The following is a 24,077-nucleotide window of genomic DNA, read 5'->3' as shown; positions in this document are numbered from 1 at the left end:
GGGGTCACTAATAAAAAAAAATGAATATGTAAAAAATTACATATCTTCAAATCTGTCTTCAAGTTTTTCTAGTACACCAGGAAGACTTGTGTATTCCATTTCATCAGAAGGTAATCTGTGAGGTTCAAATGGACCATGTCTTCTCATGTAGTTAGCTACTTTTGTAGCGGTTTTTCTTGCTTCATCAAATGCTGGATCTGCAAACATGTCAACTGGACCAATTAATCTGGCATTACTTACTTGGAAACCAAGTCCTAATACACGTGGTGGTCCGTCGAATCTTACAGGTCTTGCATCAGCTTCAGCACAAGGCATTAAAGGACCGTTGTGTGATCCTCTCATCCATCCACTTACTAAGTGTGGGAATGCGAATGGTTCGGATGTTTCTCCACCAGCTGGGAATCCGGATTGTGATCTTACAATTGCAACTGGGTCATCTTTACCTATGTATTTACCGGCCATTAAGTTTAATCTGTCGGTACTTACAGCTGCTGCTATTTCACCATCTGATCTTCTGAAGATTCTTTTAATTACATATCTACCTGTTGAACCGATTAATGCTAATAAGTCGTACATTTCATCCGGACAGGACATTGTAACTTTTCTGTTTTCAATTACATCATATACTTCAAAGTCGAATCCACCGTGTAATGTAGGGTCGATTACTAATCCTGCAGTATTGAATGGGTCTGCAAACATTCTGAATAATGGTAAGTTAAATGCTCCTGGTTCTGTTTTGTCACAACAGTAAGCAAAGACTGGGTCTGAGCCTCTTTCTTTGAATTCAATTTCTGCACTACCTGGACCCATACCTTTTATGTTTCCACTGAATGTGTCTGATAATAAGTCTTGACCTGCACCGTATAATTTTAAATCTCTTGCAATTTCAGTTCCGGCCATGAAAGTATCAAATGCTAATTTGTGTACTTCTTCATTGTCTGGTCCGTTGGTGTGGGTCATTATCATATCGATGTCGTCACCACAGTTGGTTATGTAAAAATCAGTTAATAATCCACTTTCTTTAGCTTGTGCTAACATTTCATTACATTTGTCTTTAAGAGCTTGGTGTGTTACAGCGTGTCCACCTACACTACCAATATCTGCTTTAATAATACTTACAGTTGTTTTCATTTATTGTACCCTCCAAGGTAAATAATATTCATTTGATTACTAGAAAATTCTTCTAGCTTATTTTTTAGTTATTTATGAACATTTTCCATCTAATATGACAGAAAATTCTTGGGTTATCAAATATTGAAGTAACCAAGCTATCCCCCTTTGTTCTTAGGGTTCACTAAAGTTAATTATTCTTATGGGTGTGTTGTTTTTAAAGCCCATTTGTTATTATTTTAACTAAATAAATAAATTATATATTTATATTTATGTTCTTTATACTAATAATATATTTTGTTGAAGAATTATAGAATTATTTTTTTAAAGATATTACATTTTTTGGAGTATGGCTGTTGTTATATCGTTTGTATTGTGATTGCCTCCAAGGTCGGGTGTTTTGACTTTTCCTTCCTTGATAACATCTTCCACTGCATTGTTAACTAGTTCTGCTTCATTATTTATTCCCAAGTATTCAAGCATTAATGCACTTGATAATATTGTTGCTATTGGGTTGGCCTTGTTTTTGCCTGCAATATCTGGTGCTGAGCCATGTACTGGTTCAAATAATCCCGTTTCATCTCCAATGTTTGCTGATGGCAATAATCCCAAGGAACCGACAACTCCGGCTGCTTCATCTGAGAGTATGTCTCCAAATAAATTTGTTGTAACTATGACCTCAAAGTATTCTGGTTTGGTTATCAAATACATTGCAGTGGCATCTATATAATAATCATCAGATTCAATGTTTTTGTAGGCCTCTGCAATATTATAGAATGTGTCCTTGAAAATTCCATCGGTTACGGGTAAAACATTGGCTTTGTGGCTTGCTGTAACTCGTTTCCTATTAGTCTTGTTTGCATATTCAAATGCATATTTTATGATGCGTTCACAGCCATTGTATGTAATTTTTCTAGTGGCAATGCATTCATCACCATGATCTTCCTCAATATTTGCATATAGTCCCTCTGAGTTTTCACGTATAATCGTGAAGTTTATGTCTTCTTTTTCATATGATCTTATGGGTCTTTGGTTAACATACAGGTCAAGTTCACGTCTAAGAGTTACTATAGCACTTTTTTGTTGAGGTATTGATGTAACAGCACCAAATAATGTGGCATCACTGATTCTACAGGACTCAATGGTATCTGATGGTAGGTTCGTACCACATTTATCATAGCAATCCTTACCTGCATCTTGATAAACAAAGTCAAATTTGGTATTTAAAGTTTCAAGAATTTCAACGGCTGATTGGATAACTTCTGTACCTATGCCATCGCCCGGTATGACTGTGATTTTAAACATAATTATTCTCCTTCATATAAATATTATTTTTCACAAATTAATTTCTTAATCATTTTTAATTCTTGATTAAAGCATATCTCTTTTATATTATGCATATATTATTGTATATTCTTTAATAGGTTAATATAACTTATGTAGGAATTTCAATTCCTTAATAATGATGTGCCTCTATTTTTGCTATTCGGTTAATAAAAGCAATTCGTTAAAAATATATACTTTACAGTACTATTAATGTATAAGGAAAAGTAAAAAACATAATGATAAATATTAATAAATTTTATGAGGAATTATTATGAGTGCTGAAGATGTAAGAAATGCTATCAAAGACTTAAATGATTTAGATGATTTTGTAAGATTAGAGGCAGAAAATACCGTTGCCATGAATATGCCTGAAGAAATTGAAGTTTTGCATGAAGAATTATTAAAACCTTATCACAAGAATATTAAGGTTACATTAATTGACATAGTTAAAAGTTTCAAAGATCCAAGCAGTATTCCTGTCTTAGCAGAACTACTGTATGATAATAACAAATGGGTTAGAAGACATGCAAGTACGGCATTAGCTGACTACGGAACGGATGCTCTTGAAGTATTAAATAAGGAAGCTAAAAGTGAAGATTGGAGAGCTCGTGGTCAGGCAGTATGGGCTATAAGTAAAATTGCTGATCCAAGTTCACTTGATGTTCTAATTGAAGCATCAAAAGATGAAAAAAGCTATGTAAGAAGTGGTAGTGTACTTGGTTTAGGAGCTATAGGTGGACCTGAAGCTAAAAAAGCATTAGAGGATTTAATTGAAATAGAAGAAACTGGGTTTACCAAGGTCAATGCTCAAGCTGCTTTGGATAAAATGAATGAATAACCTCTCTACTCCTACTTTTTTTGGAATTTATTTTTAATTATTATTTTTAATCGTGTAATCCAATATCTTTTATTCTTATTTTTTTATTATTGTTCTTTTCAGGAGAATCTTGTTTCAAAAAACTTTCATATTTCTTTTGATAAAAACTTTTTTTTATTATGAATTACATATATAAAATTAATATATAAATTTAAACAAATTAAAGGGGTTGATTAAAAGATGGTAAAGATTACAATTATTGGTGCTTCAGGTACGATTGGTAAAAATGTAGCATTCAAATTGGCTAAGGAAGATCAGATACATGAAATAGTATTGTTTTCAAGAAAAACTAGTAATGAACGAGTAAAAGGTGAAATACGTGATATGTATGATGCACTATCTGCTGACAACATTGATGTAACATTAACCCCTTCCTATGACTATGAGGATATAAGAGGTTCGGAGATTGTTCTAATCACTTCCGGTACACCACGTAAACAGGGTATGAGTCGACTTGACTTGGCCGTTCCAAATGCTAAGATTATTGAGGAATATGCCAGAAACATTGCAGTATATGCACCGGATTGCATAATATTGATAGTAACAAATCCTGTTGATGTGATGACAACAATTGCATTAGAGGCTAGTGGATTTGATAAATCACGTGTTATCGGTCTTGGGAATCACCTTGATTCCCTTAGGTTAAAGACAATGCTTGCAAAGCATTATAATATCAACAGTGGGGAAATACATACGAGGGTTATCGGTGAACACGGCGATCATATGGTTCCGTTGTTGAGTTCTACAACTATCGGTGGTATACCATTGAAATATTTTGTAGAAGATAGTGATTTGGATATACATGACTTGGTTAAATCTGTTAAATCCGCTGGTAACAAGATAATCAGTAAAAAGGGTGCTACAGAGTATGGCCCTGCATATGCTATATCAAATTTGATTGCCACAATTGTCAATGATTCACATAAGATTTTAAGTGTCAGTACCTATTTGGAAGGTGAAGTTGAAGGAGTATATGATGTATCGTTGGGTGTTCCTGTAATTTTATGTAAACGAGGGGTACAAACTATTGTGCCGGTTAAGATGGCTGAAGATGAAAAATTGGATTTCTTTGAAGCTGCTCGTGCCGTTAAAAGGTGTACATACAAGATAAAAGACGTATTAGAATTATGATAAATCATTATATTTGATATATTCATTCTTCATTATTAATCATTAATAATATAATGATAATTGTCAAATCTTTTTTCCTATTTTTTTATAACATTATTAAATATTTCTGTTTTTATCAATATTATTTTCATTTATATTATCATAATATTAAACATTGTCTATATATTCTTTATAATTATTTAAAGATAAATATATATAATATTAAGTTTATAGTATAATTAAGAATTAGTTTGATTATTAATTATGGGTAGTCAATTAATATCTTTAAGCAAAATGAGGTAATAAATATGAAAGTTGCAATTATTGGTGGAACAGGAGCACAAGGTTTAAACATCGCTAAAAGATTGGCAATAGCTGGTGAGGAAATCATAGTCGGTTCAAGAACCGAAGAAAAAGCTTTGACAAAAGTAGAGGAAGTTAAAGAATTATTATCAGATTATGATATAAACATTTGTGGTATGGCAAATGAAGACGCTGCAAAAGAAGGGGAACTATTAATATTAACGGTACCACTTGCAGCACAAAAACCAACATTAAATTCAATCAAGGAATTTGTGGATGATAAAATACTAATCGATGCAACAGTGCCACTTGAAACAGCCATCGGTGGTTCTCCTGCAAGATTTGTTGACTTAATGGAAGGATCAGCAGCTGAAAGAACAGCCAAAATACTCAAAAAAACTAGTGTAAAAGTAGTATCAGCATTTAACAACATAAGTAATTCACACCTGGAAAACATACCTGAGCCTATTGACTGTGACTGTTTAATATCAGGTGATGACAATGACGCTAAAAAGACAGTTGCAGAACTAATCGAACAAATACCAGGTGTAAGATGCATTGACTGTGGAAAACTAGAAAAAGCACGTATGGTAGAAAAAATCACACCACTGCTTATCGGATTAAATATCAAATACAAATCCCACTATGGTGGACTAAGAATAACTGGAATTCCACAATTTGATGAAAAATAATTGATTTTTCTCCAATATCCTTTTTTTTATAGTAAAGTTATCCTTCTTTGATTTAAAGTTTTATAAACAATATTCTGTGGATATTGAGTATCTATTTTTTTATTTATTTCAATATTTTATTAAAAAAATGGGGGTTATGGGAGTTCAGGTATTAAAAATGTTATAATGCACCTTCGCCACGTTCTCCGGTTCTTATTCTGATGACCTCTTCAATGTCTTTGATGAATATCTTACCATCACCTACATGACCCGTGCGTGCTGCTTGACATATTGTTTCCACTGCAGTTTCTACCTGGTCATCCTTTACAACGCTAACCAACTTGATTTTTGGAAGCAAGTCAATCCTATAACTGTTTCCACGATATTTCTCTTCAACACCCAGCTGTTCTCCTCTACCTTTAACTTCCATGACTGTTATACCCTTACAATCAATCTCTTCAAGGGAGTCTTTAACAGCATCCAATCGTTCCGTTCTTATTATCGCAGTTATCTCTTTCATATTATCACTAATCCTATATTCTGTAACCTATCTCTTCATGTTCGTTCATGTCTAATCCGTCGATCTCTGTTTTTTCATCCACTCTTAGACCTACTGTTTTGTCAAGTACTTTTGCTATTACATAAGTCAATATGAATGAATAGATGGCTACTGCCACTATGCTTATTATCTGTATTACAAGTTGTGTTGGATTTCCATACAGTAGTCCTGCAACACCGTTTATTGCTGGTGAAGCGAATACTCCCGTTAGTATTGCACCCCAGGTACCGCTCATTCCATGTACTCCGAATGCATCCAATGCATCATCATAACCCAGTTTTGGTTTCAGGTATGATATTGAATAGTATGAAATAAATACGGTTGTAAAACCGATAACTATTGAAGCGGGAACATCTACAAATCCGGCTGCAGGTGTTACTGCAACTAGTCCTGCAACCGCACCGGTTATTGCACCGAGTACTGATGGTTTTCCTGTTTTAAATATATCTATAAGTACCCATGTAATCATAGCAACAGCCGCAGCTGTATTTGTTGTTATCATGGCATTTGCTGCCAGTCCATTTGCTGCTAGGGCAGAACCTCCGTTGAATCCGAACCATCCGAACCATAGTAATGCTGCACCCATCACAGCATATCCTAAGTGGTGAGGTAGTAATCTTGTATCTTTCCGAGGACCTAATAATATAATCAGCGCAAGAGCAGCTATACCTGAGTTAAGATGTACTACGGCTCCTCCTGCAAAGTCCAATGCACCCATCTGAGCTAACCATCCTCCACCCCATACCCAGTGTGCTACTGGGATATATACGAGTGTTAGCCATATTACTGTGAATAATATCCATGTTTTTGCTTTCATCCTTCCTACTATAGCTCCTGTTATCAGGGCTACTGTTATTGCCGCAAATGTTGCTTGGAATACAACAAATAATAATTCGGGTATGGTAGTATCGGGATGTATCATGTCTATTGGTATTCCCTGTAATAGGAAATTTGCAGGCATTCCTATAAATCCACCGATGGTACTTCCAAATGCGAATTGATATCCATAACATACCCATATTACACAGGCTATTGCAAATGCAATTAATGATAAGAACATCGTGTTCAGCACGTTTTTCTTTTTACTCATCCCTCCGTAAAATAATGCTAGACCGGGTAGTGTCATAATCATTACTAATGCTGTTGATATGAGTATCCATGCGGTATCTCCTGTGTTTAGTAGTGCTTCAGTGGTCACTTATTAATCCTCCTTTGTTAATTATTATTATGTTTGTTTTCTTTCTTTTATTTTTTCTTAAATTTATTTTATATAGTATCGGAAATCGGAATCACACTTCCGATAATACTACTTTAAACTACATAGTATATAAATGTATTGCAAAAAACAATTAAACAAAAATACAAAAATCGATAAAAAAAGTAATAAAAAAAGGGTAATCAGTATAAAATATTACATATTTTTACTGAAAGCATCTTGAATTGCTGCTACACTGCTACCTGCATCAAATTCAAATCCAAACTCTTTAAGGGTCATTTCCAAGCATGTAAATGTCATTGCTAATTCATGTAAACCGGTAATACCCATGTGACCAATTCTGAAAACATTACCGCTTAGGTGATCTTGACCACCTGCAATTTCAATTTGGTATTTGTTTCTCATAGTTCCACGAAGATCACCATCGCTTACTCCTTCAGGCATGTTGATAGCTGTTAATGTGTTGGAACGATCACCTTCACGGGCAAACAAGCTAAGTCCTAATGCTTCAGCAGCTGCACGAGTTGCTTTAGCACCTGTGTGGTGACGTTTGATACGGTTATCAAGTCCTTCTTCTAAGACCATGCTTAATGCTTCATTCATAGCATAGGTCAATGATACGTTAGGAGTATATGGAGTCTGAGGTGGATTTTTGTTTCCCATTTTTCTCATTTTTTTCATGTTCAAGTAGTATGTAGGTGAGTCAACCTCATCAATGACTTTCCATGCATCATCGCCTACTGTAATGGCTGCCATACCAGGTGGTGCTGCAATACATTTTTGTGAACCGCTAAGACAGATGTCTATTCCATAGTCATCGACTTTAACTGTGTCACCTGCAAGTGATGAAACTGTATCAACAACAAATAGTGCATCATAATCATTCAATACTTTACCTACCTCTTCAATTGGGTTTACTACAGCTGTTGAACTTTCATTGTGAATCATTGTAACGGCTTTTGCGTCATTGTTTTCATCAAGTGCTTTTCTAACTTCTTCAGGATCTACTGCCTGACCCCATGGTACTGTTACCTCTATTGATTCTCCACCAAACACTTCTGTTAGTTGTTGGAGTCTTTCACCGAATTTACCACTGACGACATTGATGACTTTATCTCCTTTCTGGACAATGTTTGCAATAGCTGCTTCCATTGCGGAAGTTCCTGATCCTGTTAACAGGTATGACTGATTATCAGTTTGGAACACTTCTGACATCATAGCGGTAGTTTCGGCTAATATTTCACCATAGACAGGTCCACGGTGGTTTGTAATAGGTTGAGCCATAGCGTCAAGTACTCTTTTAGGGACGGTAGTTGGTCCTGGAATCATTAATAATGTATCTTCCATAGGTTATCCTCCAAATATGATATTTTAATAAAATAATTCTATAATAAGGTTATTTAGTTATTTGGTTTAACTAATATCAACAATATCTAAAATTTAACAACTTACTATATTAATATCTATATATGTTTTTCATTCTTTTTAATCTTTCTCAATCTTTTTCAATAATCTTTTTTAAGTAATTAATCAATATATCTAAGTATAAGTAAACTATGGATTCGGATGTCAAATGATAAGTGTAAAATACAATAACTGGGATAAGTGGTATGAACGGATATTGGATGATTTTGGCTATGATATGAAGGCCGATGAGATATCTGCACAACTGCTTGATTCATTAATTCATCAAAAAACAACGGTTGATGTACATGGCGTGGATAAATGTATCATTTTTGGAGCAGGACCATCAATAAAAAAACATATATCATCAATTAAAACCATACTTGATGAAGACAATTATATAATAATTGCAGCTGATGGGGCTACAACGGCACTTGTTGAAGAAGGGATAATCCCCGACATTATTGTCACAGACCTTGACGGGAAAATGGATGACATCATCTACTCAAACAGAAACAAATCAACCATATATGTACATGCACATGGAGACAACATGGATAAAATCAGAAAATATGTTCCTCAACTTGAAAGGGTAGTTGCCACAACACAAACAAATCCAATAGGACATGTTGTTAACTATGGCGGATTTACCGATGGGGACCGTGCAATACACATAGCAGTATACGCACTTAAAATGAAGAAGATCATATTGGCGGGTATGGACTTCGGTGAATATACCACTAAATACTCACGGCCAAACAATAAAGAAACGATAGAAAAGGCTGATGATATCAAAAGATTAAAATTGGATTATGCCCGACGAATAACCGATGATTTAATAAAAAACAATCCTCAAATTGAATTTGAAATGCTCAAATGAAAATACAACTGCAAGTATTCGGGTAATTGAACTTAAAAATTAGTAATCTTGGATTTTGAAAAAAATGAAAAACTGTGATTGAAATAATCATACGAAAAATTATTGAATCACAAGTTTTTAAATTATATATGTCTGTGGGTATACTATATAATATGAATGAAATAACATATAAACCTTAACTTATTTACTCTTAAATTTCGATTATTTCTATTCTATGAAAATTAAAGCTTCGTAGCTACTTGAACTATTTTTTTACTATACTTAACATTTATTAAATTAAATTTAAATTGTGTATTTATAGAATAAGCTTATAATATAATAAAATATTCGTTAAAATTAGTGTTGAATGAATTAAAACATGCTTTATAAAAAAAGTTTAATAAAAAGAATTTGTGACTAGTATAATTTAGTGAAGAATTATATTTATCACAAATGTAATTATATGTTTCTGTGGGTACAATTAATTATTTACATAAACTATCATATAAAATTAATTAAGTTTTACTTAACATTTTGCTTATTTTCAATCCAATGTTTTTAAAAGTTCGTAATAACAAGACCTATTTTTAACAATTGGATTTTTCTAAATTTTTACTATCTAAACTATGTGTTGTCATGTATCATTAGTTTGGTGAAATGTCACTTAGCAAAGTATTGCATACTGATCCTAGTTTAAAATCGGTAAAATAAGTGCTTAGCCTGTGTGATAAAACATCCATAATCAATTCGGACAAGATAACTCATAATGGATTGAAAAAGTAATAATAACAGAATAATTTATATATAAATTGGTTTAAAGTTTCTAAAAATAAGATAAAAATAAACTGTGATTCTATATAATTTTTTTATATAGACAATTATATGATGAAATCACAATTTTTAATAATAAAAATTCTTGTGGGTACAATTAATTATATACTCATTATATAATATATATGCTACCCAATATTTTGTAAAGATTACATTAAAAGTGTTTAACATTTCTTTAATTTGAAATATTATTTTTTAATGATGATTCTTACGATGTCATGATCTTCAAGTACATGGTCCAATCCCACTTTTTGACCAGGGAATTTAACCGATTTACCCCATACCTTAGCGTATTTGAAGTTCTTGACAAAATCCCTGTGTAATTTACGAGCAACATCCTCAATAGTTGAACCCCGTCGTATAATCAATGGTTCATCCATATCAGCCTTCTTACCCTGCGGCTTAAGGTACAGTCTCATCAGGTCAAGATCAACGAATATCCTTTCCTTCATCTCTTCCATCATAATCCCATCGTCTGCCGATACAAAGAGTGCATTTGGAAGTTTCTTTCGTAGCTTTTCAAGGTGTTCCTCACTTGCAAGGTCTATCTTGTTAACTACTATTGTCATTGGTATGTATGCCCTGTTTGGCTCCAATGCATCGATGAACCTGTCTATTGTAACGTCTTCCCTTATAACCACATCAGCACTGTGAATACCGTATTCACTTAAAATTGAATGGATGGTCTTTTCATCTATATAAGTTAGTGGTACAGTTGAGACGATATTTAATCCTCCCATTTTCTTCTTGGATACCTTTACCAGTGGCTTTTTCTCGTTAGGCCTTACACCGATATTTCTCACTTCCTCAAGGATTACATCCATATGTTCCGGCTGGAACACGTCAAGTACCATGATGATTAAATCCGCGTTTCTGGTAGCAGACAATATTTCACGGCCCTTACCCTTACCCTTACTTGCACCTTTGATGATTCCTGGAATATCCAGTATCTGTATCTTAGCGTCCTCATAACTCATTATTCCGGGTACAATGTCCAGTGTTGTAAATTCATATGCTCCTACCTTTGAATTTGCATTTGTAAGGTAGTTTAGGATTGTCGATTTACCCACTGATGGGAATCCTAAAAGTACCGCAGTTGAATCTCCACTTTTTTTCACGTGGAAACCTTCTCCCTTGGATCCTTGACTGTTACGTTTTTCAATCTTTTCTTTAAGCTGTGCTATTTGGGCCTTAAGCTTACCTATATGGTGTGATGTTGCCTTATTCTTTTGAGTTTTCTTAATTTCTGCCTCAATCTCTTTAATTCTATCTTCTGCTGCTGACATTTTATCACACTAAATAAGTTTTATTAATTTTAAATTAAAATCAGTTTAAATATAATTTTTAAATATCCACTTTATGTTATCTTTTTGTATTTTATTCTTAATATTATTAACTAATATTCCTGTTGGTATTTTCTTATTTTCCTATTTTTTCTTAAAAATATTGATATGTATACATTAATATGCATATGTATATCATCCAATTATCTAAATTTTCTTAGCTATTTGATTATGTTTCAATTGGCTATTACGATATGGTATTTTGATGGGCTTCTATGGTGAATTATCAATGTTGTCTTTAATAAAAGTGCCACTATTAATCACGGAAAAATATTACATGTGAAATCTGCAGTTTGTCCATCTAATTTTAAAATATGCAAGCCGATATTCATATTCAAAAAGTTGAGATGAATGCACTATAATTGAAACTACATTAAAAATTAGATGAAAAAAAGATTAAAAAAGGGTTAATGAATTAAAATAATCATTTTGCTACAATATCCTTCCAAGGTCTAATGTATACGCTGGATATCAATCCATTTTCGGAACTGTTAGACACGATTTTACAGAACGTGTAAATCAAGTTCATAAATCCGAGCTTTTCACCGTTGACTTCAACATAGGCTGGGCTATCCTTGGTATCGTTCATTGTTGAAACAATCTCATCAGCTATTGAAACATATTCGTCCTGAGTTAACTGAATCTCTTCTGTGATGTTTTCACTGGATACTTTAGGTGGGTTGAATTTGGTAATCATAATATTGGAGCGGTCATCATCATTTAACTTTGTAATGCTTGATGCAAGTGCATATAATAGGTTTCCAATGCTTATCTGATCCTTTTTAATAGCTATTTTACCAGGTAGTTTTTTGTTTACATCAATCCATTTGGTTAATCTGTAACAGGCATTCTGCAGGTCAAATAATGATACTTCAACTGGTTTGTCATGATTTAAATATAACTTTGCAGTAGCATCAGCAGGATCAGAGTGTTCTGTTCCACCGTAAATCATGTATAAGTCATATTCGTCATCATATAAATCTGAAAAATCGTGTTCCTCTTCAAATATGCCGTTTACAACATATCCCTGGATACGTGAAATATGATTGATTTTAACAATTGCCCTACCGTTTAAGGGTACTCCATCTGCATTTTTAACTTCTGCTCTAACTTTACCCATTTCCCATGTATTTACTCTAACGTCGTCTAATTTAATTATGGATTCCATTTTATTTTCACCTGATTGGTCTTTGAAATTATGGTTTAATGTAATCTTATTCTATTTTTGATAAAATAATTACCATTTATTATTGATTATACTATATGTAATTTGATATTTAAAAAAGTTATTATTTGTTTTCTTTCTAATCTAAAAAAATAATTATGGAAAAAATAGAAGGCCTTAAATTATATGCAGATAATTCAAGACATTTAATGCTATGATGAGTACTACCGGAATAAGCAGGTATAATATGCTGTTTAGGGATAATCGTTCATCCTTATAATATATTGTACTGCTGGCACTATATCCTCTGCTTGCCATACTGTTGTACACGCTTTCTCCACGTTCATATGAACGAATAAACATCATCAGAAATACGTATCCGACCTGTTTGACCTTCCACAGGTATGGCGTATTGTTTGATAGGCTGAAGCATCTGCTGTTTTGTGCCTGCCGAATACTTTCGAATTCATCATAAAACAGGAATATGAACCTGACGAACAATGAAAAAATCATTGCAAATTCATTTGGCATATGCAACCTTCTGAATGCCTCTGCAATACTGTTCATTGGGGTAATAAATGAGAATAACACGATGGCCGTTATGCTTATCACCAATCGTGACAACAGAAGCTGTGCAAATTGAAGACCCTGCAGTGTTATATTGATTCCAAACGGTAACGTGTACAATACATCTCCTGGCTGGATAAACGGCTGAAATAATGCAATGAATAATCCGAAGGGCAGTATTACAAGTACCTTGATAAATGCCTGCTTGAGGGGTATCTTGGCAATGATAACCAATGCTATAAGGTATAGCTCAAGTATGACAAGAATCGTGTAGTTTGTTGTTGTAACCGCAGCTAGTATAGTCAATATTAGGACTATAAGTTTAATCCTACTGTCGATGTTGTGTAGAATGCTGTCTTTACTGGATAAAAGTTCCTGTTCCATTAATGCACTTGCACTTACCATGTCATTACTCCCTGTTGTTGTCAGTAGTTAATTATGTCTTTTTAGTTATATATTATATTCTGTCAATATGATGGATAATCTTTCAATTAAATTGTATAATCTTATTAACTGTTTTTGTAATATCAGTTATTAAAAGGAAAGGGGTTTAGGGAGTATAAATATCATTTATACTATTTTTTTGTTATTACGTAGAATACTCCGTAAGCTAAGGCTACAGTCAGGATGGCTCCAAATATCAGACAGGCCACACCTACTAGAGGATTATCTTCCATGCCTTCAAATGTATAATCAGGCATGACTGGAGCTACTACAGGTTCAGCTTCTAATGCTGCTATAGCGGCATCGTGAGTTTCACCAATATGTTCTGCTGATGCTTCTAAACCATCAGGATCACCTGAAGCTAAAAATGGTGATAAGACACATACAATTAATGCTATTGCGAATATTCCTATGTATACATGTTTTGCTTCCATATTATCACCTATTCCAAGCTAATAAGTCTGGTCTTACAGATTCTAATCCTTTGATTATGACTACTGTAATGATTGCTTCGATAAATCCTATCATTGCATGGTATCCACCCATGTAGAACAATCCTAAGTCAAGTGGGAATGTTCCGCTTAAAGCCATTTCGACAGCAGCTACAAGGGCAGCTATAAAACAACCGGCCCAAGCGGCTATGAATATGCTTGGGTATTTTCCGATTTTGTCTTTTAAGAAGTCAAATCCGTAGAATCCTACAAATCCACCTACTATTGCCATGTTTAATATGTTTGCTCCTAGTGTAGTTATTCCTCCGTCACCGAAGAACAATGCTTGTAATATAAGCACTACACTTAATACTATTATTGCAGCATATGGGCTACAGAATATGATTGCAACCAATGCGGCACCCAGTAGATGACCACTTGAACCAAATGGTACCGGTAGGTTAAATGATTGGATTGCAAATATTCCTGCGGCAAGCACTGCAAGTAATGGTATGTATTTTTCATCTAGGTTTTCTCTGCTCCATTTGAATGCGAAATACAATGCAACGATTGCAATGATATATGTGATTATGTCAATTGGAAGTGAGAGATAACCATCACCTATGTGCATTTTATTTACTCCTTGAAAATTTTTTTCTTTAAAGATTTGATAATAGTAATATAAAATTATTAATTCGTATTACTCATTGTCATATAATATATTTTATTTTTATTATATATAAAGTATTTGATAAATGAGCTATTTTTCATGGATTTTTGAAGAAAATAAGGTCAATAGGTAATACTTTTTTAAAATAAGCTTTATATACTCGTATTATTGTAATACTATTATATAAATGGTCAAAGATAAAAGTAATACGTTTTTTTAACATGTTATGAAAAACTCAAATGGGAATTTACATTTATAAACAATTATTGAACATATTTGAAATCCAACGATAAAAAATAGTTATAATAAGCAATGAATATTTTTAAAATAAAAAAAGAAAGAAATTATGGTGGTTATTTAACGTTCAGCTCATCTTCAGAGAATTCCTCTGACTGACGTGATACAAGACCATCCATCTCTTTTTCCTTCTCAGCATAGAAGTCCGGATCGTGTATAGGACAACATTTGAGTTTCTTATATGGTGAATAGAGTTCTGTAATTTCACTTTTGTTGATGTCCCTGATTTCCTTTAACCTTCTGAGGATGGTTAAAACGGTACCGTCTTCCATAAGCTTACCTAAAAATCCTGGCCTGGTATTTTCCTTCTGCATGATTAGATAGATAATCTTCTGGATTGTGATAAGATCAAGCCTTTTGATTAGCTCATGGTTGTTGATGTAATTCCAACCTTTTTCCTCCCAATCCTTGAGGTTGTCATATGTCCTGTAGATGTTTTCCTGATAGATGTCATCCTTGAAGAAGTCCGCCTCATCGTCATAATAGCGTTGACCGTTTTCGATTCTTACAAACTCGTTTGTCGTATCTTCAAAGTATGGCAGGTATTCAAGGATTGCATCCACGTTTTCGATGTTAGGGAATTTGAAGATGTTACCGAATGATTTGTTAAGTCCCATCTGTAGTGTCTTGTAGTCAAGTACCTTGATGTGTGACTTTTCATCATTGAACAGACGGTGATCCCATACAACGAGAATGTTACGAATATCCTCAGTAGCCTTACACTTATACTTGATTTGGTTATCCGTAATTCTTTCAATTTCAAGTAACAAATAACTTACACGTGTCAAGTTCTGTGCCTTTACCGAGTTTGTCATACGTAGACAGATGTATGGATATTTGAGCAGCGGTTTGAACTTGGCACTTAACTCTTCAGGCAAGTCATGGAAGAATATCTGCATAACAGTGGTGTGTTCCATGGAATTTTCCTCTACCTGGTAGTAGTATTCGGCCAGTTCGGATACCCCTGCTTTCTGGAATGTAATTGTACCTTTTGTGGTTTCAAGTACCTCCAAGGTATTTAAAAGTACGTACAATTCAAATAGTTTGTCATTGCTTAGTGCCGTTAGGATGTTTGTCGTGATGGTATTGTACAGCTCCATTTTGGATGGGAAAACAAATAGCTCATCATAAACCTCATATGATTTTGCAAGGTTGTATATTTCATCACTGGCCTTACATGCCTCTTCAAGAAGGTATAAGTCTACGATATCAGGCACTTGGCAATCTGCCATCAGGTCGCTTTTAAGTATTTGGCTGATTTTCTTCTTGTTGTCCAGAATCGTTGAGTTGATGCATGCCAGTTTATCCCCGTCAAAGTTCGTGTTTTCAACCTTGTTTGCATCACTGTTTTTAACGTTTTCAAACATGTATTTGATTACCTGAAGTATGCTGGAGTATGGTTTTTCGGTGGTATCCTTATCTGCAAGGTATTCTTCAAGTTCATCGAAGTTTTCTATGATGTACTTTGTTTCAGGAATGTTTAAGAAGTATGCTAATTTAAATCCTGTAAGTTCCTGTTGTGATATTTCGATGATTTTACCCATTATTTCTGCTTCATCTTTAAATATTTTAGTAAATAAGTAATGGTGTAATCTTGTTTCAACATAATTAAATACGGTTTGTCTATCATAATTTGTCCATATTTCCTCTAATTCTTCAACCATTATAAACACCTTTTTTAGTAATTTTCAAAGTATATAATTTATTATTATTTATAATTAATTTTATTTCTAATTTAATATTTAAAAATATGGCTATTTTAATTAATTTTACTCTTAACTATAATCAACTAATTAATAATTATTATATGTTATAAGTTATAACTTACAAGTTATAATTTACTTATCATTTATAAATGAAAATATCTCATCTAAAAAGGAAAGTCATATTCATATAAAATAATTCATTTTAAAAAAGATAAAGCGGAAGGGGATTATTTCGAAGTAAAACATCAGAAGTCAACTCTAAAACTATCAGATACCCGTAACAAATTGGCCAATGCCCAACGTGATATTGGCTTCAATAAATGCCGCAACAAGAAGCAATACCGCGATTATAACCATAAGCACGGCACTGTCAACAATCATCATCAGACAATTCTCGGCATTCCTGAAGAAATATTCCCCCTTATTTTCCACCTTGAAGTTGATTCCCGCAAATAACTTTAGGATTCCATGAGTCAACCTGAAACTGGCAGCACCAGATAATATGATGGCAGTCAACTCAAAGATACCATGTGGCAGGGTGTAGGCCAAGAAGTAATTCAATGGCAAACTGGCACCTGTATAACCGACCATGGCCGCATTATATGCCAGCAGATAAAGTGACGGAATGCTCAGGTAGATGCCGCTGGTATAAATGTTTAGAGCAACCGTAAAGTTATTTATAAATAATGACGTTGTCTCAAGAAGTATCTGTCCATTAGTTACACCATCACGCATGTTCTGCAGAGCCTGACTCATTATGCTACTAAAGAATGATGGATAAAAGTATGATAACAGAAGAAATGCAACAAAAATCACCATTGATAATAAACAGTAATACTTCATTCTGTTAAAATAGTCAACACTTATCTTTTTAATATTCACATTCACATTCATCACTTCGTTAATAATAACCTTTTAGTAGATAATAATTAATAAACTTTACCTGAAGCCATTGCTTTAATTCTGCTTACAGTAGGTTTTCGGCAATCTCTTCGGCTTCGCTTCTTTTTGAGTTCAAGTCTTCAAACATTTTCTCTAACAGCTCACAGGCACATGCCTTACACTCGCCACAGAGAATTTCACCATTGAGACATTTGTCCTTGATTTCTTCCAGTTTACTGTCATCATCCACCAGATGGTATACAAGCAACTCATATATTGAACACTTATCCGGCTGTCCTCCAAGTTCCTTCTGCTCTTTAAGACTGTCACGTCCGCCCGTCTTGGCACTTTTGGTCTTTTTAACAGCATCCTTAACAGTATCGGTTAAGTATATTGCGGTTTTAGGTTTGCTGCTGCTCATCTTCTCTCCCGTAAGGCCGGTCATGAAGCGGTGGAACGTAGCTGACGGCTCAACAAAGGAGTACTCTTCATTAAACTTTGCCGCAATGTCCCTTGTAAGTCTTATATGTGGGTCCTGGTCGGGACCGACAGGTACAATGACGGGTTTAGGACCGCCATGTTCCTCCAGTTGTGGATGCAAAATGTCGGCTACCTGCAAAAGCGGCGTGTAGATATGAGATATGTTGGTACTGTTGTCAAAACCGTAGATACTACGCATCTGGCTAAATGTAATCTTCTTACCAATCAGATACGCCAGGTTTTTAACGTCATCATTTTCCGATTGCAGATACAAATGGAAGTTATCCCTTGTAACATCAAGGCCCAATGCAATATAATTGACGATGTACTCCTCCAATGCAAGGCGTCTTGACTCCTCCTTGTTTATGTTACGTGCAGCATATGCCTCCATATCCGCAATTGACAGGTAGATGTCAGAGCCCATGGACTGATACCACTTAAGCTGATCCACAACCATCTTATGTCCGATATGCATACGGCCGCTGGGCATCATACCGGTCATGGTAGCAAATTTCTTGTTGTTATTCAATGCATCGGTTATCTTTTCATAATCCCTATGACCAAAGATGATTCCTCTGGTCATCAATTTACTGGCATCCGGAATGTCACCTACAACATCCTTAAATGCCTTTATACCAAACTGTTGTGTGAGCTTCTCATAGTCAATGATGGAAGAACCCCATGGATCAATCATATTCAAATTAAAACACTCCTTAAACTAATTTCAAAGATAATATTAATATGTCATAATATATTTTTTTAGATTTTTCTTTAATAATTATTTCTTTCAAATAATCCTTTTTACATTTTCGCTTTTTGAGATTATTCTTTCCAAGTAAAATCCCATTCTTTTTAACACTCTACAAACCTGTTACGGCCTTGTCCATTCAACATTATAATAGGTAATGTCATACTCGTCATCAACAACAGCCAACAGCAAAGTCTTACGGACACCATGAGCTACACGAACATAGCTTGAAAAGTCAGTGACATTAATGTTCTGTTCCTCTGACAAAATCTTCACAAGAAAACTGGAATGACCGTCACCGGGGCTATGTCCACGCTCATATATCCTGAAGTCACTTCCATACTTAAATCCGGTCTTGATGATATAGCCGCGTGTACGAAGGTCACTATAGACAAGATAATGGGAATAGATATGCCTGTCCTTTATGATGCCAGTCAAACGTTTTTCATCAACGATGTTTTCACCATCAAAGATAAGTATCTTGTCCTTGTTTAAAAGATACAATGCTTCAATGAGTGATAACTCCAGTCCGATATTGGTAAGGTTACCATAATAACGCTTATTATATAGGTTATGGGCATGTTCATCAATAACTATTACACGGTCATCCTTTAAAATAGAATTCATCATAATAAACACCTAAATCCTTTCAATACTCTTCAAATAGTCAATGCTCTTATATACATTGGCAAGACTTTTAACCTCAATGACACATATGCCGTCATATTTAATCCTTTCAAGAGTGTCAAATACCCCTACAAAGTCAATATCCCCGGAGCCTAACGCGTCATGCATATCATATGAGCCGTCATTGTCGCTAAGATGCACGTGACGGATATCACTTGATTTGAACATCTCATCAACGCCGAATGCATTGGTATATGCATGTCCCACGTCCATACAAATGTCACAGTGAAGTGTCTGTTCAACAAACTCAAAGAGGGCATCAATATTCGAGTACAGCAGTCCATCAACCAAGGGCATGTTTTCAAGACACATCCTGACGCCATACTCCTCGGCAAGTCGTTGACACTTAACTAGGCTGTCCGTGTTGTACTCCAAAATCTTATCGGTAAACTTATATGCCATCGAAGAAATTGTACCCGGATGAACCACGACACATTCGGCATTGATATCATTGGCCATCCTGAAGGAATCTTCAATCTCCCTGATTGAAGCCTCCCTGATTTTGTCCATATGGCTTGCTATGTTAATGTCACTGATTGGTGAGTGAATGCTGCAGTTAATATCATAACTTGATAGGTCATCGCTTGTCACATCATAATATGGATATTCCTTAACAATCTCCAAATACCTGAAGTGAACCCTGTCAATAAACTCCAAAACATTTTCAATCTTTGCAGGATACAATCCATGAGTTGAAATACTGAATTTCATAATAATAATCTCCCGAATAATTCAATGCTTAATAAAAGTCCTCATTTCTTAGTCTGGCATATACCGGTTCATCCTTTTTCATGGCTTTGATGATAATCTCGCCCATCTCAATATTTCTTTTAAGTCTGATATTGGCCTTTTTACCAACAGTAGCGGTAAAAAGATACTCTCCTTCAACTATGATATCATAACTTGCACCAATATCCTCTTTTCTAAAGTTAAGTGAGATATAGTTGCCGGAAATGCTTACAGGGATAATCTTCTTGTCCTCAATTTCCTTGACTTCCAAGTCCTGCACTTCAATGCTTATACCGGCTCTTTCCTCTATTTTCTCTATTGTCTTGCCGTTCTTGCCTATAATGGTACCTGCATATTCAGGGTCAATCTCTACAAGTGCACGGTTATTTGACAACAGTGATATCTCAACAGCCACGTTAGGCACTATCCTGTAAATTTCATTTCTAATGACACGGGTTACAATCTTGTCAACTGATGACTTGTCCTCCTTATTTGAATCCTTCGGCTTGTTGACGTTCATCACGATTGTCTGTTCACCATATGTATATATTTCATACAGCAATTCCTCAGTTTCCAAATCCTTTATTTCTATAACAGGCCTTGCCAAGTCAGCCTCAATCATACCGGTAGGCACCTTGACTGTCAGTTCAATGGAGTAGACTGATCTAATCTCACCATCCTCTATATAGATTGTAGTATCGATGACAGATGGGATGACACCCAACTCCAATCGTCCCAGAAATCTTTGAATTGCATCAATTGCACGTGTAGCATGGACAATTCCAATCATTCCCACACCCGCAAGTCTCATATCTGAGTATATTTCAAAGTCACGGGTCTTTCTAACCTCATCAAACAAAGTGAAGTCCGGCCTCACAAGAAGAAGTATGTCAGCCGTATCCTCCATGCTTCCCTCCAGTGGAGCATACTGTGTAATGTTATCATCAAGATTCAAGTCCCTAGGATTTTCCATGGTCTTAACAATCTTTTCCAAATCATAATGATAATATTCCGCCAAAGCCTGGGCAAAGGTTGACTTACCCGCACCTGGAGAACCTGCTACAAGTATTCCCTTAGCCTCATCGGATAATCTTTTAAGCAACTTCTCGGAAACGTCGTAGTCTATCAAGTCAAGCCTGTTAACAGGTTTAATGGCAGTTATCTCAAATCCATCCGCAAATGGACGTTTGGCAACAGTTACTCTTAAATTGCCGAATTGAATGACTTTCACTCCATTTTTTTCTATTTCAATAAATGCGTCCTGTCTAAGCTGGGTCTGAGCCAACAGTTCATTCGTTATCCTGTCAAGGTCATTATATCTAAGCGGAACATAGTCAAGTTCAATCAACTCGATTTGACCGGGCTTTCCACGCTTGGCCATTGGCACGGTATTTTCCCTAAGATGTATGCTTGATATGTCATCTGCAAAGTACTTCTCAAGTTCGGTTTTAACAATTTGCGGGGCCTGCTTCTGGTAGAAGTATGTGTCAATGCCCTGTGCCTCTGCTATCTGACTTTGAAGTCTGTCACTGGTAACCAGGGTGGCGTTGTGTTTTCTTGCAATATCCCTGATCATCGCATCTATTTCACCACCGCGTGCAAGTGAAACCTCATCCAACTGTGGACGTCTGCCGACATACTTAAGGTCAATAACTCCCTCATCAGCAAGGGTACGCAGCCTCTTTAGCTCATCAATACCACTATATCCAATATCCTTTCTTCTGTTTGCATGGTTTTCAATCTCTGACTGCACGGCCTCCGGTATCAGCACTTCCGCATTTTCAAAACAATCCTCTATCAGTTTGGTAAGCATTTGATCTATAATAATGCTGGTATCAGGTACAATTTTCATGGATTACACCTACTTGCTATAGATTTCATCCGGGTCAAATACCTTATCGCCAAATTCTATAAGACTGTTATTGTCACTTGACAGCACGCTATAGAAGCAGGAATAATGACCAGTATGACATGCTCCACCATTCTGTTTGACCTTGAATATCACGGCATCCCTGTCACAGTCAAAGAGTATCTTTTGTACTTCCTGTGTATGGCCTGACTCTTCACCCTTAAGCCATATTTTATTTCTGCTGGTACTATAGAAGTGTGCCTTCTTGGTTTTTACTGTTTTGATATAAGCATCTTTATCGATAAATGCAAGCATCAGCACTTCATTTGTATTATAATCCTGGACAATGGCGGTTGCTAACTTTTTACCATTGATTTCATGCCTAAAGTTAGGTTCAATCATACAATACACTTCCCTACTCGTTTAGTATATTGTCCACAAGTTCATCACGTGGAATTGTTACCTGCTCTTTGCTATCCATATGCTTTAACGTAACGGTACCATCCTCAACTTCCTGTGCTCCAATCAACACTACATTGTTGATGTTGTTGCTGTTTGCAAAGGACAGATTTTTCTTAAGCTTCTTGCCCTTAAGGTCAATGTCCGTTATGATATCTGCATTTCTAAGTAATTGTGCAACCTTGATGGCTTCCATTTTGAATTCCTTCTTGATAGGAACGACAAGTACCTTGTTGTAGTTGTCCTCTTCCACTTCAAGTTTCTGCTTGTGGAACGCTTCCATGATACGGTCAAAACCAAATGCAAATCCCGTGGATTCTACGTCTTCACTGTCAAATAGGCTTGTTAGCTTGTATGTTCCACCACCGGTAATCTGTTTTTGGGCACCAAGCTCGGGTACATATATCTCAAATACGACGCCCGTGTAATAGTCAAGACCACGTGCAATGGATAACTTCACGGTATAATCATCAAATCCGAATGCCTCAACAACGGTCAATATTTCATTCAACTGCTCTAATGCTTCCATACTTTCTGGTATGTCCAGCAGTAAATCCCGGATGCTGTTTAAATCATCATGTGAGCCGTTGACATTGATGATGCTTGTGATGATGTTTTTATATTCATCGTTGACATTGCATGTTGTAAGGATTTCATCAAGCAAATCATAATCTTGCTTATCGATACTGGCAATGATTTGTGTCTGTTTATCTGATGGGATATCCAGGTGGTTTAGAACACCCTTTATTATTCCCAAATGGCCTATTGCAACCTCATAGTTTTGAATCTTCAATCTTTTAAGGGTCTCGTTTGCCATTGCTATTATCTCGGCCTCGTTATAGACGGGTGTTCCACCTATAACCTCCACGCCAAACTGCCAGAACTGTCTGAAACGTCCTGCCTGTGGTCGTTCATATCTGAAACAGCTGCCGAAGTAGTACATCTTCAACGGTTTTGCACTCTTCTGGAGGTTGTTGTCATATAAACGTGACACGCTGGCTGTAAGTTCCGGCCTTAATGCCAAGTCACGGCCGCCCTTATCCTGGAAGTGATAAATCTCCTCCTTTATTGCATCTCCACTTTTTGTGGTAAACAGTTCCAAATCCTCAAATATCGGCGTTTTTATCTCATTGAATCCATAACTTTCAACTGTCTTTCTAATGGTATTTTCAACGTATTTACGTTCCTTCATATCCTCTATTAGAAAATCCCTTGTTCCTCTTGGTTTTGTAAAATCCATATTTAATACACGTCCTAAAATTACTTATAAAATTTAATTCTATACTGGAATACTTACATTAATCATAATCCATACAGTCAAGATAAATAAACCAGGGTAAAACTAAATAAAACA

22 protein-coding genes are annotated in these 24,077 nt (G+C 35.3%); 4 read left to right on the top strand and 18 right to left on the bottom strand.

Translation table 11 applies throughout. The features are described 5' to 3' along the window. Positions 1-36: 36 nt before the first annotated feature. The gene (gene fbp, locus AW729_RS04770) at positions 37-1,131 is read right to left on the bottom strand and encodes a fructose-1,6-bisphosphate aldolase/phosphatase (RefSeq protein WP_112124032.1); all 1,095 of its coding nucleotides are present in this window, start codon (positions 1,129-1,131) and stop codon (positions 37-39) included. Between the two features lie 312 nt (positions 1,132-1,443). Next, entirely contained in the window at positions 1,444-2,415 is a 972-nt protein-coding gene (locus AW729_RS04765; protein ID WP_112124031.1) for an isocitrate/isopropylmalate dehydrogenase family protein, read from the bottom strand. A gap of 292 nt (positions 2,416-2,707) precedes the next feature. On the opposite strand from AW729_RS04765, the gene AW729_RS04760 reads away from it, so the two are divergent. The 3 genes from AW729_RS04760 (at position 2,708) to npdG (ending at position 5,418) form a co-directional block, all read left to right on the top strand. Further along, positions 2,708-3,274, top strand: a complete 567-nt coding sequence (locus tag AW729_RS04760) for a HEAT repeat domain-containing protein (RefSeq protein WP_112124030.1) — start codon at positions 2,708-2,710, stop codon at positions 3,272-3,274. 219 nt (positions 3,275-3,493) lie between these two features. Next, positions 3,494-4,444, top strand: coding sequence for a malate dehydrogenase (locus tag AW729_RS04755; RefSeq protein ID WP_112124029.1), 951 nt, complete (start codon positions 3,494-3,496; stop codon positions 4,442-4,444). Between the two features lie 287 nt (positions 4,445-4,731). Then, positions 4,732-5,418, top strand: a complete 687-nt coding sequence (gene npdG, locus AW729_RS04750) for an NADPH-dependent F420 reductase (RefSeq protein ID WP_112124028.1) — start codon at positions 4,732-4,734, stop codon at positions 5,416-5,418. A gap of 160 nt (positions 5,419-5,578) precedes the next feature. On the opposite strand, the gene AW729_RS04745 is transcribed toward npdG, so the two are convergent. The 3 genes from AW729_RS04745 to AW729_RS04735 all read right to left on the bottom strand — a co-directional run bounded on the left by AW729_RS04745 (position 5,579) and on the right by AW729_RS04735 (position 8,519). Next, complete coding sequence (locus AW729_RS04745; RefSeq protein ID WP_112124027.1) at positions 5,579-5,917, bottom strand: P-II family nitrogen regulator; 339 nt, start codon at positions 5,915-5,917, stop codon at positions 5,579-5,581. A gap of 13 nt (positions 5,918-5,930) precedes the next feature. Continuing rightward, positions 5,931-7,154 (bottom strand): ammonium transporter, encoded by a 1,224-nt coding sequence (locus AW729_RS04740; protein WP_112124026.1) that lies wholly within the window; start codon positions 7,152-7,154, stop codon positions 5,931-5,933. A gap of 213 nt (positions 7,155-7,367) precedes the next feature. Further along, positions 7,368-8,519 (bottom strand): alanine--glyoxylate aminotransferase family protein, encoded by a 1,152-nt coding sequence (locus AW729_RS04735; RefSeq protein WP_112124025.1) that lies wholly within the window; start codon positions 8,517-8,519, stop codon positions 7,368-7,370. A gap of 226 nt (positions 8,520-8,745) precedes the next feature. Here AW729_RS04735 and AW729_RS04730 point away from each other — a divergent pair, with 226 nt between their 5' ends. Continuing rightward, positions 8,746-9,456 (top strand): 6-hydroxymethylpterin diphosphokinase MptE-like protein, encoded by a 711-nt coding sequence (locus tag AW729_RS04730; protein WP_112124024.1) that lies wholly within the window; start codon positions 8,746-8,748, stop codon positions 9,454-9,456. A 998-nt stretch (positions 9,457-10,454) separates the two neighbouring features. On the opposite strand, the gene AW729_RS04725 is transcribed toward AW729_RS04730, so the two are convergent. The 13 genes from AW729_RS04725 to hisS all read right to left on the bottom strand — a co-directional run bounded on the left by AW729_RS04725 (position 10,455) and on the right by hisS (position 23,963). Next, positions 10,455-11,552: a GTP-binding protein gene (locus AW729_RS04725; protein ID WP_112124023.1), complete on the bottom strand. Its 1,098-nt coding sequence runs from the start codon at positions 11,550-11,552 to the stop codon at positions 10,455-10,457. 481 nt (positions 11,553-12,033) lie between these two features. Continuing rightward, the gene (locus AW729_RS04720) at positions 12,034-12,777 is read right to left on the bottom strand and encodes a hypothetical protein (RefSeq protein WP_112124022.1); all 744 of its coding nucleotides are present in this window, start codon (positions 12,775-12,777) and stop codon (positions 12,034-12,036) included. 174 nt (positions 12,778-12,951) lie between these two features. Then, entirely contained in the window at positions 12,952-13,746 is a 795-nt protein-coding gene (cbiQ, locus tag AW729_RS04715; RefSeq protein ID WP_112124021.1) for a cobalt ECF transporter T component CbiQ, read from the bottom strand. Between the two features lie 170 nt (positions 13,747-13,916). Further along, the gene (locus AW729_RS04710; RefSeq protein WP_112124020.1) at positions 13,917-14,219 is read right to left on the bottom strand and encodes a PDGLE domain-containing protein; all 303 of its coding nucleotides are present in this window, start codon (positions 14,217-14,219) and stop codon (positions 13,917-13,919) included. A 4-nt stretch (positions 14,220-14,223) separates the two neighbouring features. Beyond that, positions 14,224-14,847 (bottom strand): cobalt transporter CbiM, encoded by a 624-nt coding sequence (gene cbiM / locus AW729_RS04705; RefSeq protein WP_112124019.1) that lies wholly within the window; start codon positions 14,845-14,847, stop codon positions 14,224-14,226. Positions 14,848-15,239: 392 nt separating this feature from the next. Continuing rightward, entirely contained in the window at positions 15,240-16,847 is a 1,608-nt protein-coding gene (locus AW729_RS04700; RefSeq protein WP_112124018.1) for a DUF6508 domain-containing protein, read from the bottom strand. A gap of 309 nt (positions 16,848-17,156) precedes the next feature. Beyond that, positions 17,157-17,777 (bottom strand): stage II sporulation protein M, encoded by a 621-nt coding sequence (locus tag AW729_RS04695; RefSeq protein WP_162685795.1) that lies wholly within the window; start codon positions 17,775-17,777, stop codon positions 17,157-17,159. 79 nt (positions 17,778-17,856) lie between these two features. Next, positions 17,857-18,945 carry a tryptophan--tRNA ligase gene (locus AW729_RS04690; protein ID WP_112125235.1) on the bottom strand — a complete coding sequence of 363 codons (1,089 nt, stop codon included), beginning with the start codon at positions 18,943-18,945 and terminating at the stop codon, positions 17,857-17,859. A gap of 177 nt (positions 18,946-19,122) precedes the next feature. After that, on the bottom strand, positions 19,123-19,626 hold the full coding sequence (endA, locus tag AW729_RS04685; protein ID WP_112124016.1) for a tRNA-intron lyase: 504 nt from the start codon (positions 19,624-19,626) through the stop codon (positions 19,123-19,125). 12 nt (positions 19,627-19,638) lie between these two features. Next, positions 19,639-20,397 carry a sugar phosphate isomerase/epimerase gene (locus AW729_RS04680; protein WP_112124015.1) on the bottom strand — a complete coding sequence of 253 codons (759 nt, stop codon included), beginning with the start codon at positions 20,395-20,397 and terminating at the stop codon, positions 19,639-19,641. Positions 20,398-20,425: 28 nt separating this feature from the next. Further along, entirely contained in the window at positions 20,426-22,267 is a 1,842-nt protein-coding gene (locus tag AW729_RS04675) for a PINc/VapC family ATPase (RefSeq protein WP_112124014.1), read from the bottom strand. Positions 22,268-22,276: 9 nt separating this feature from the next. Beyond that, on the bottom strand, positions 22,277-22,663 hold the full coding sequence (gene hisI, locus AW729_RS04670) for a phosphoribosyl-AMP cyclohydrolase (protein WP_112125234.1): 387 nt from the start codon (positions 22,661-22,663) through the stop codon (positions 22,277-22,279). Between the two features lie 16 nt (positions 22,664-22,679). Beyond that, positions 22,680-23,963, bottom strand: a complete 1,284-nt coding sequence (gene hisS, locus AW729_RS04665; protein WP_112124013.1) for a histidine--tRNA ligase — start codon at positions 23,961-23,963, stop codon at positions 22,680-22,682. Positions 23,964-24,077 lie beyond the last annotated feature (114 nt).

It is taken from the genome of Methanosphaera sp. BMS (assembly GCF_003268005.1).
GTDB lineage: Archaea > Methanobacteriota > Methanobacteria > Methanobacteriales > Methanobacteriaceae > Methanosphaera.
Note: the sequence above shows the minus strand (reverse complement) of the source record. Positions and strands in the feature narration are given on the sequence as shown.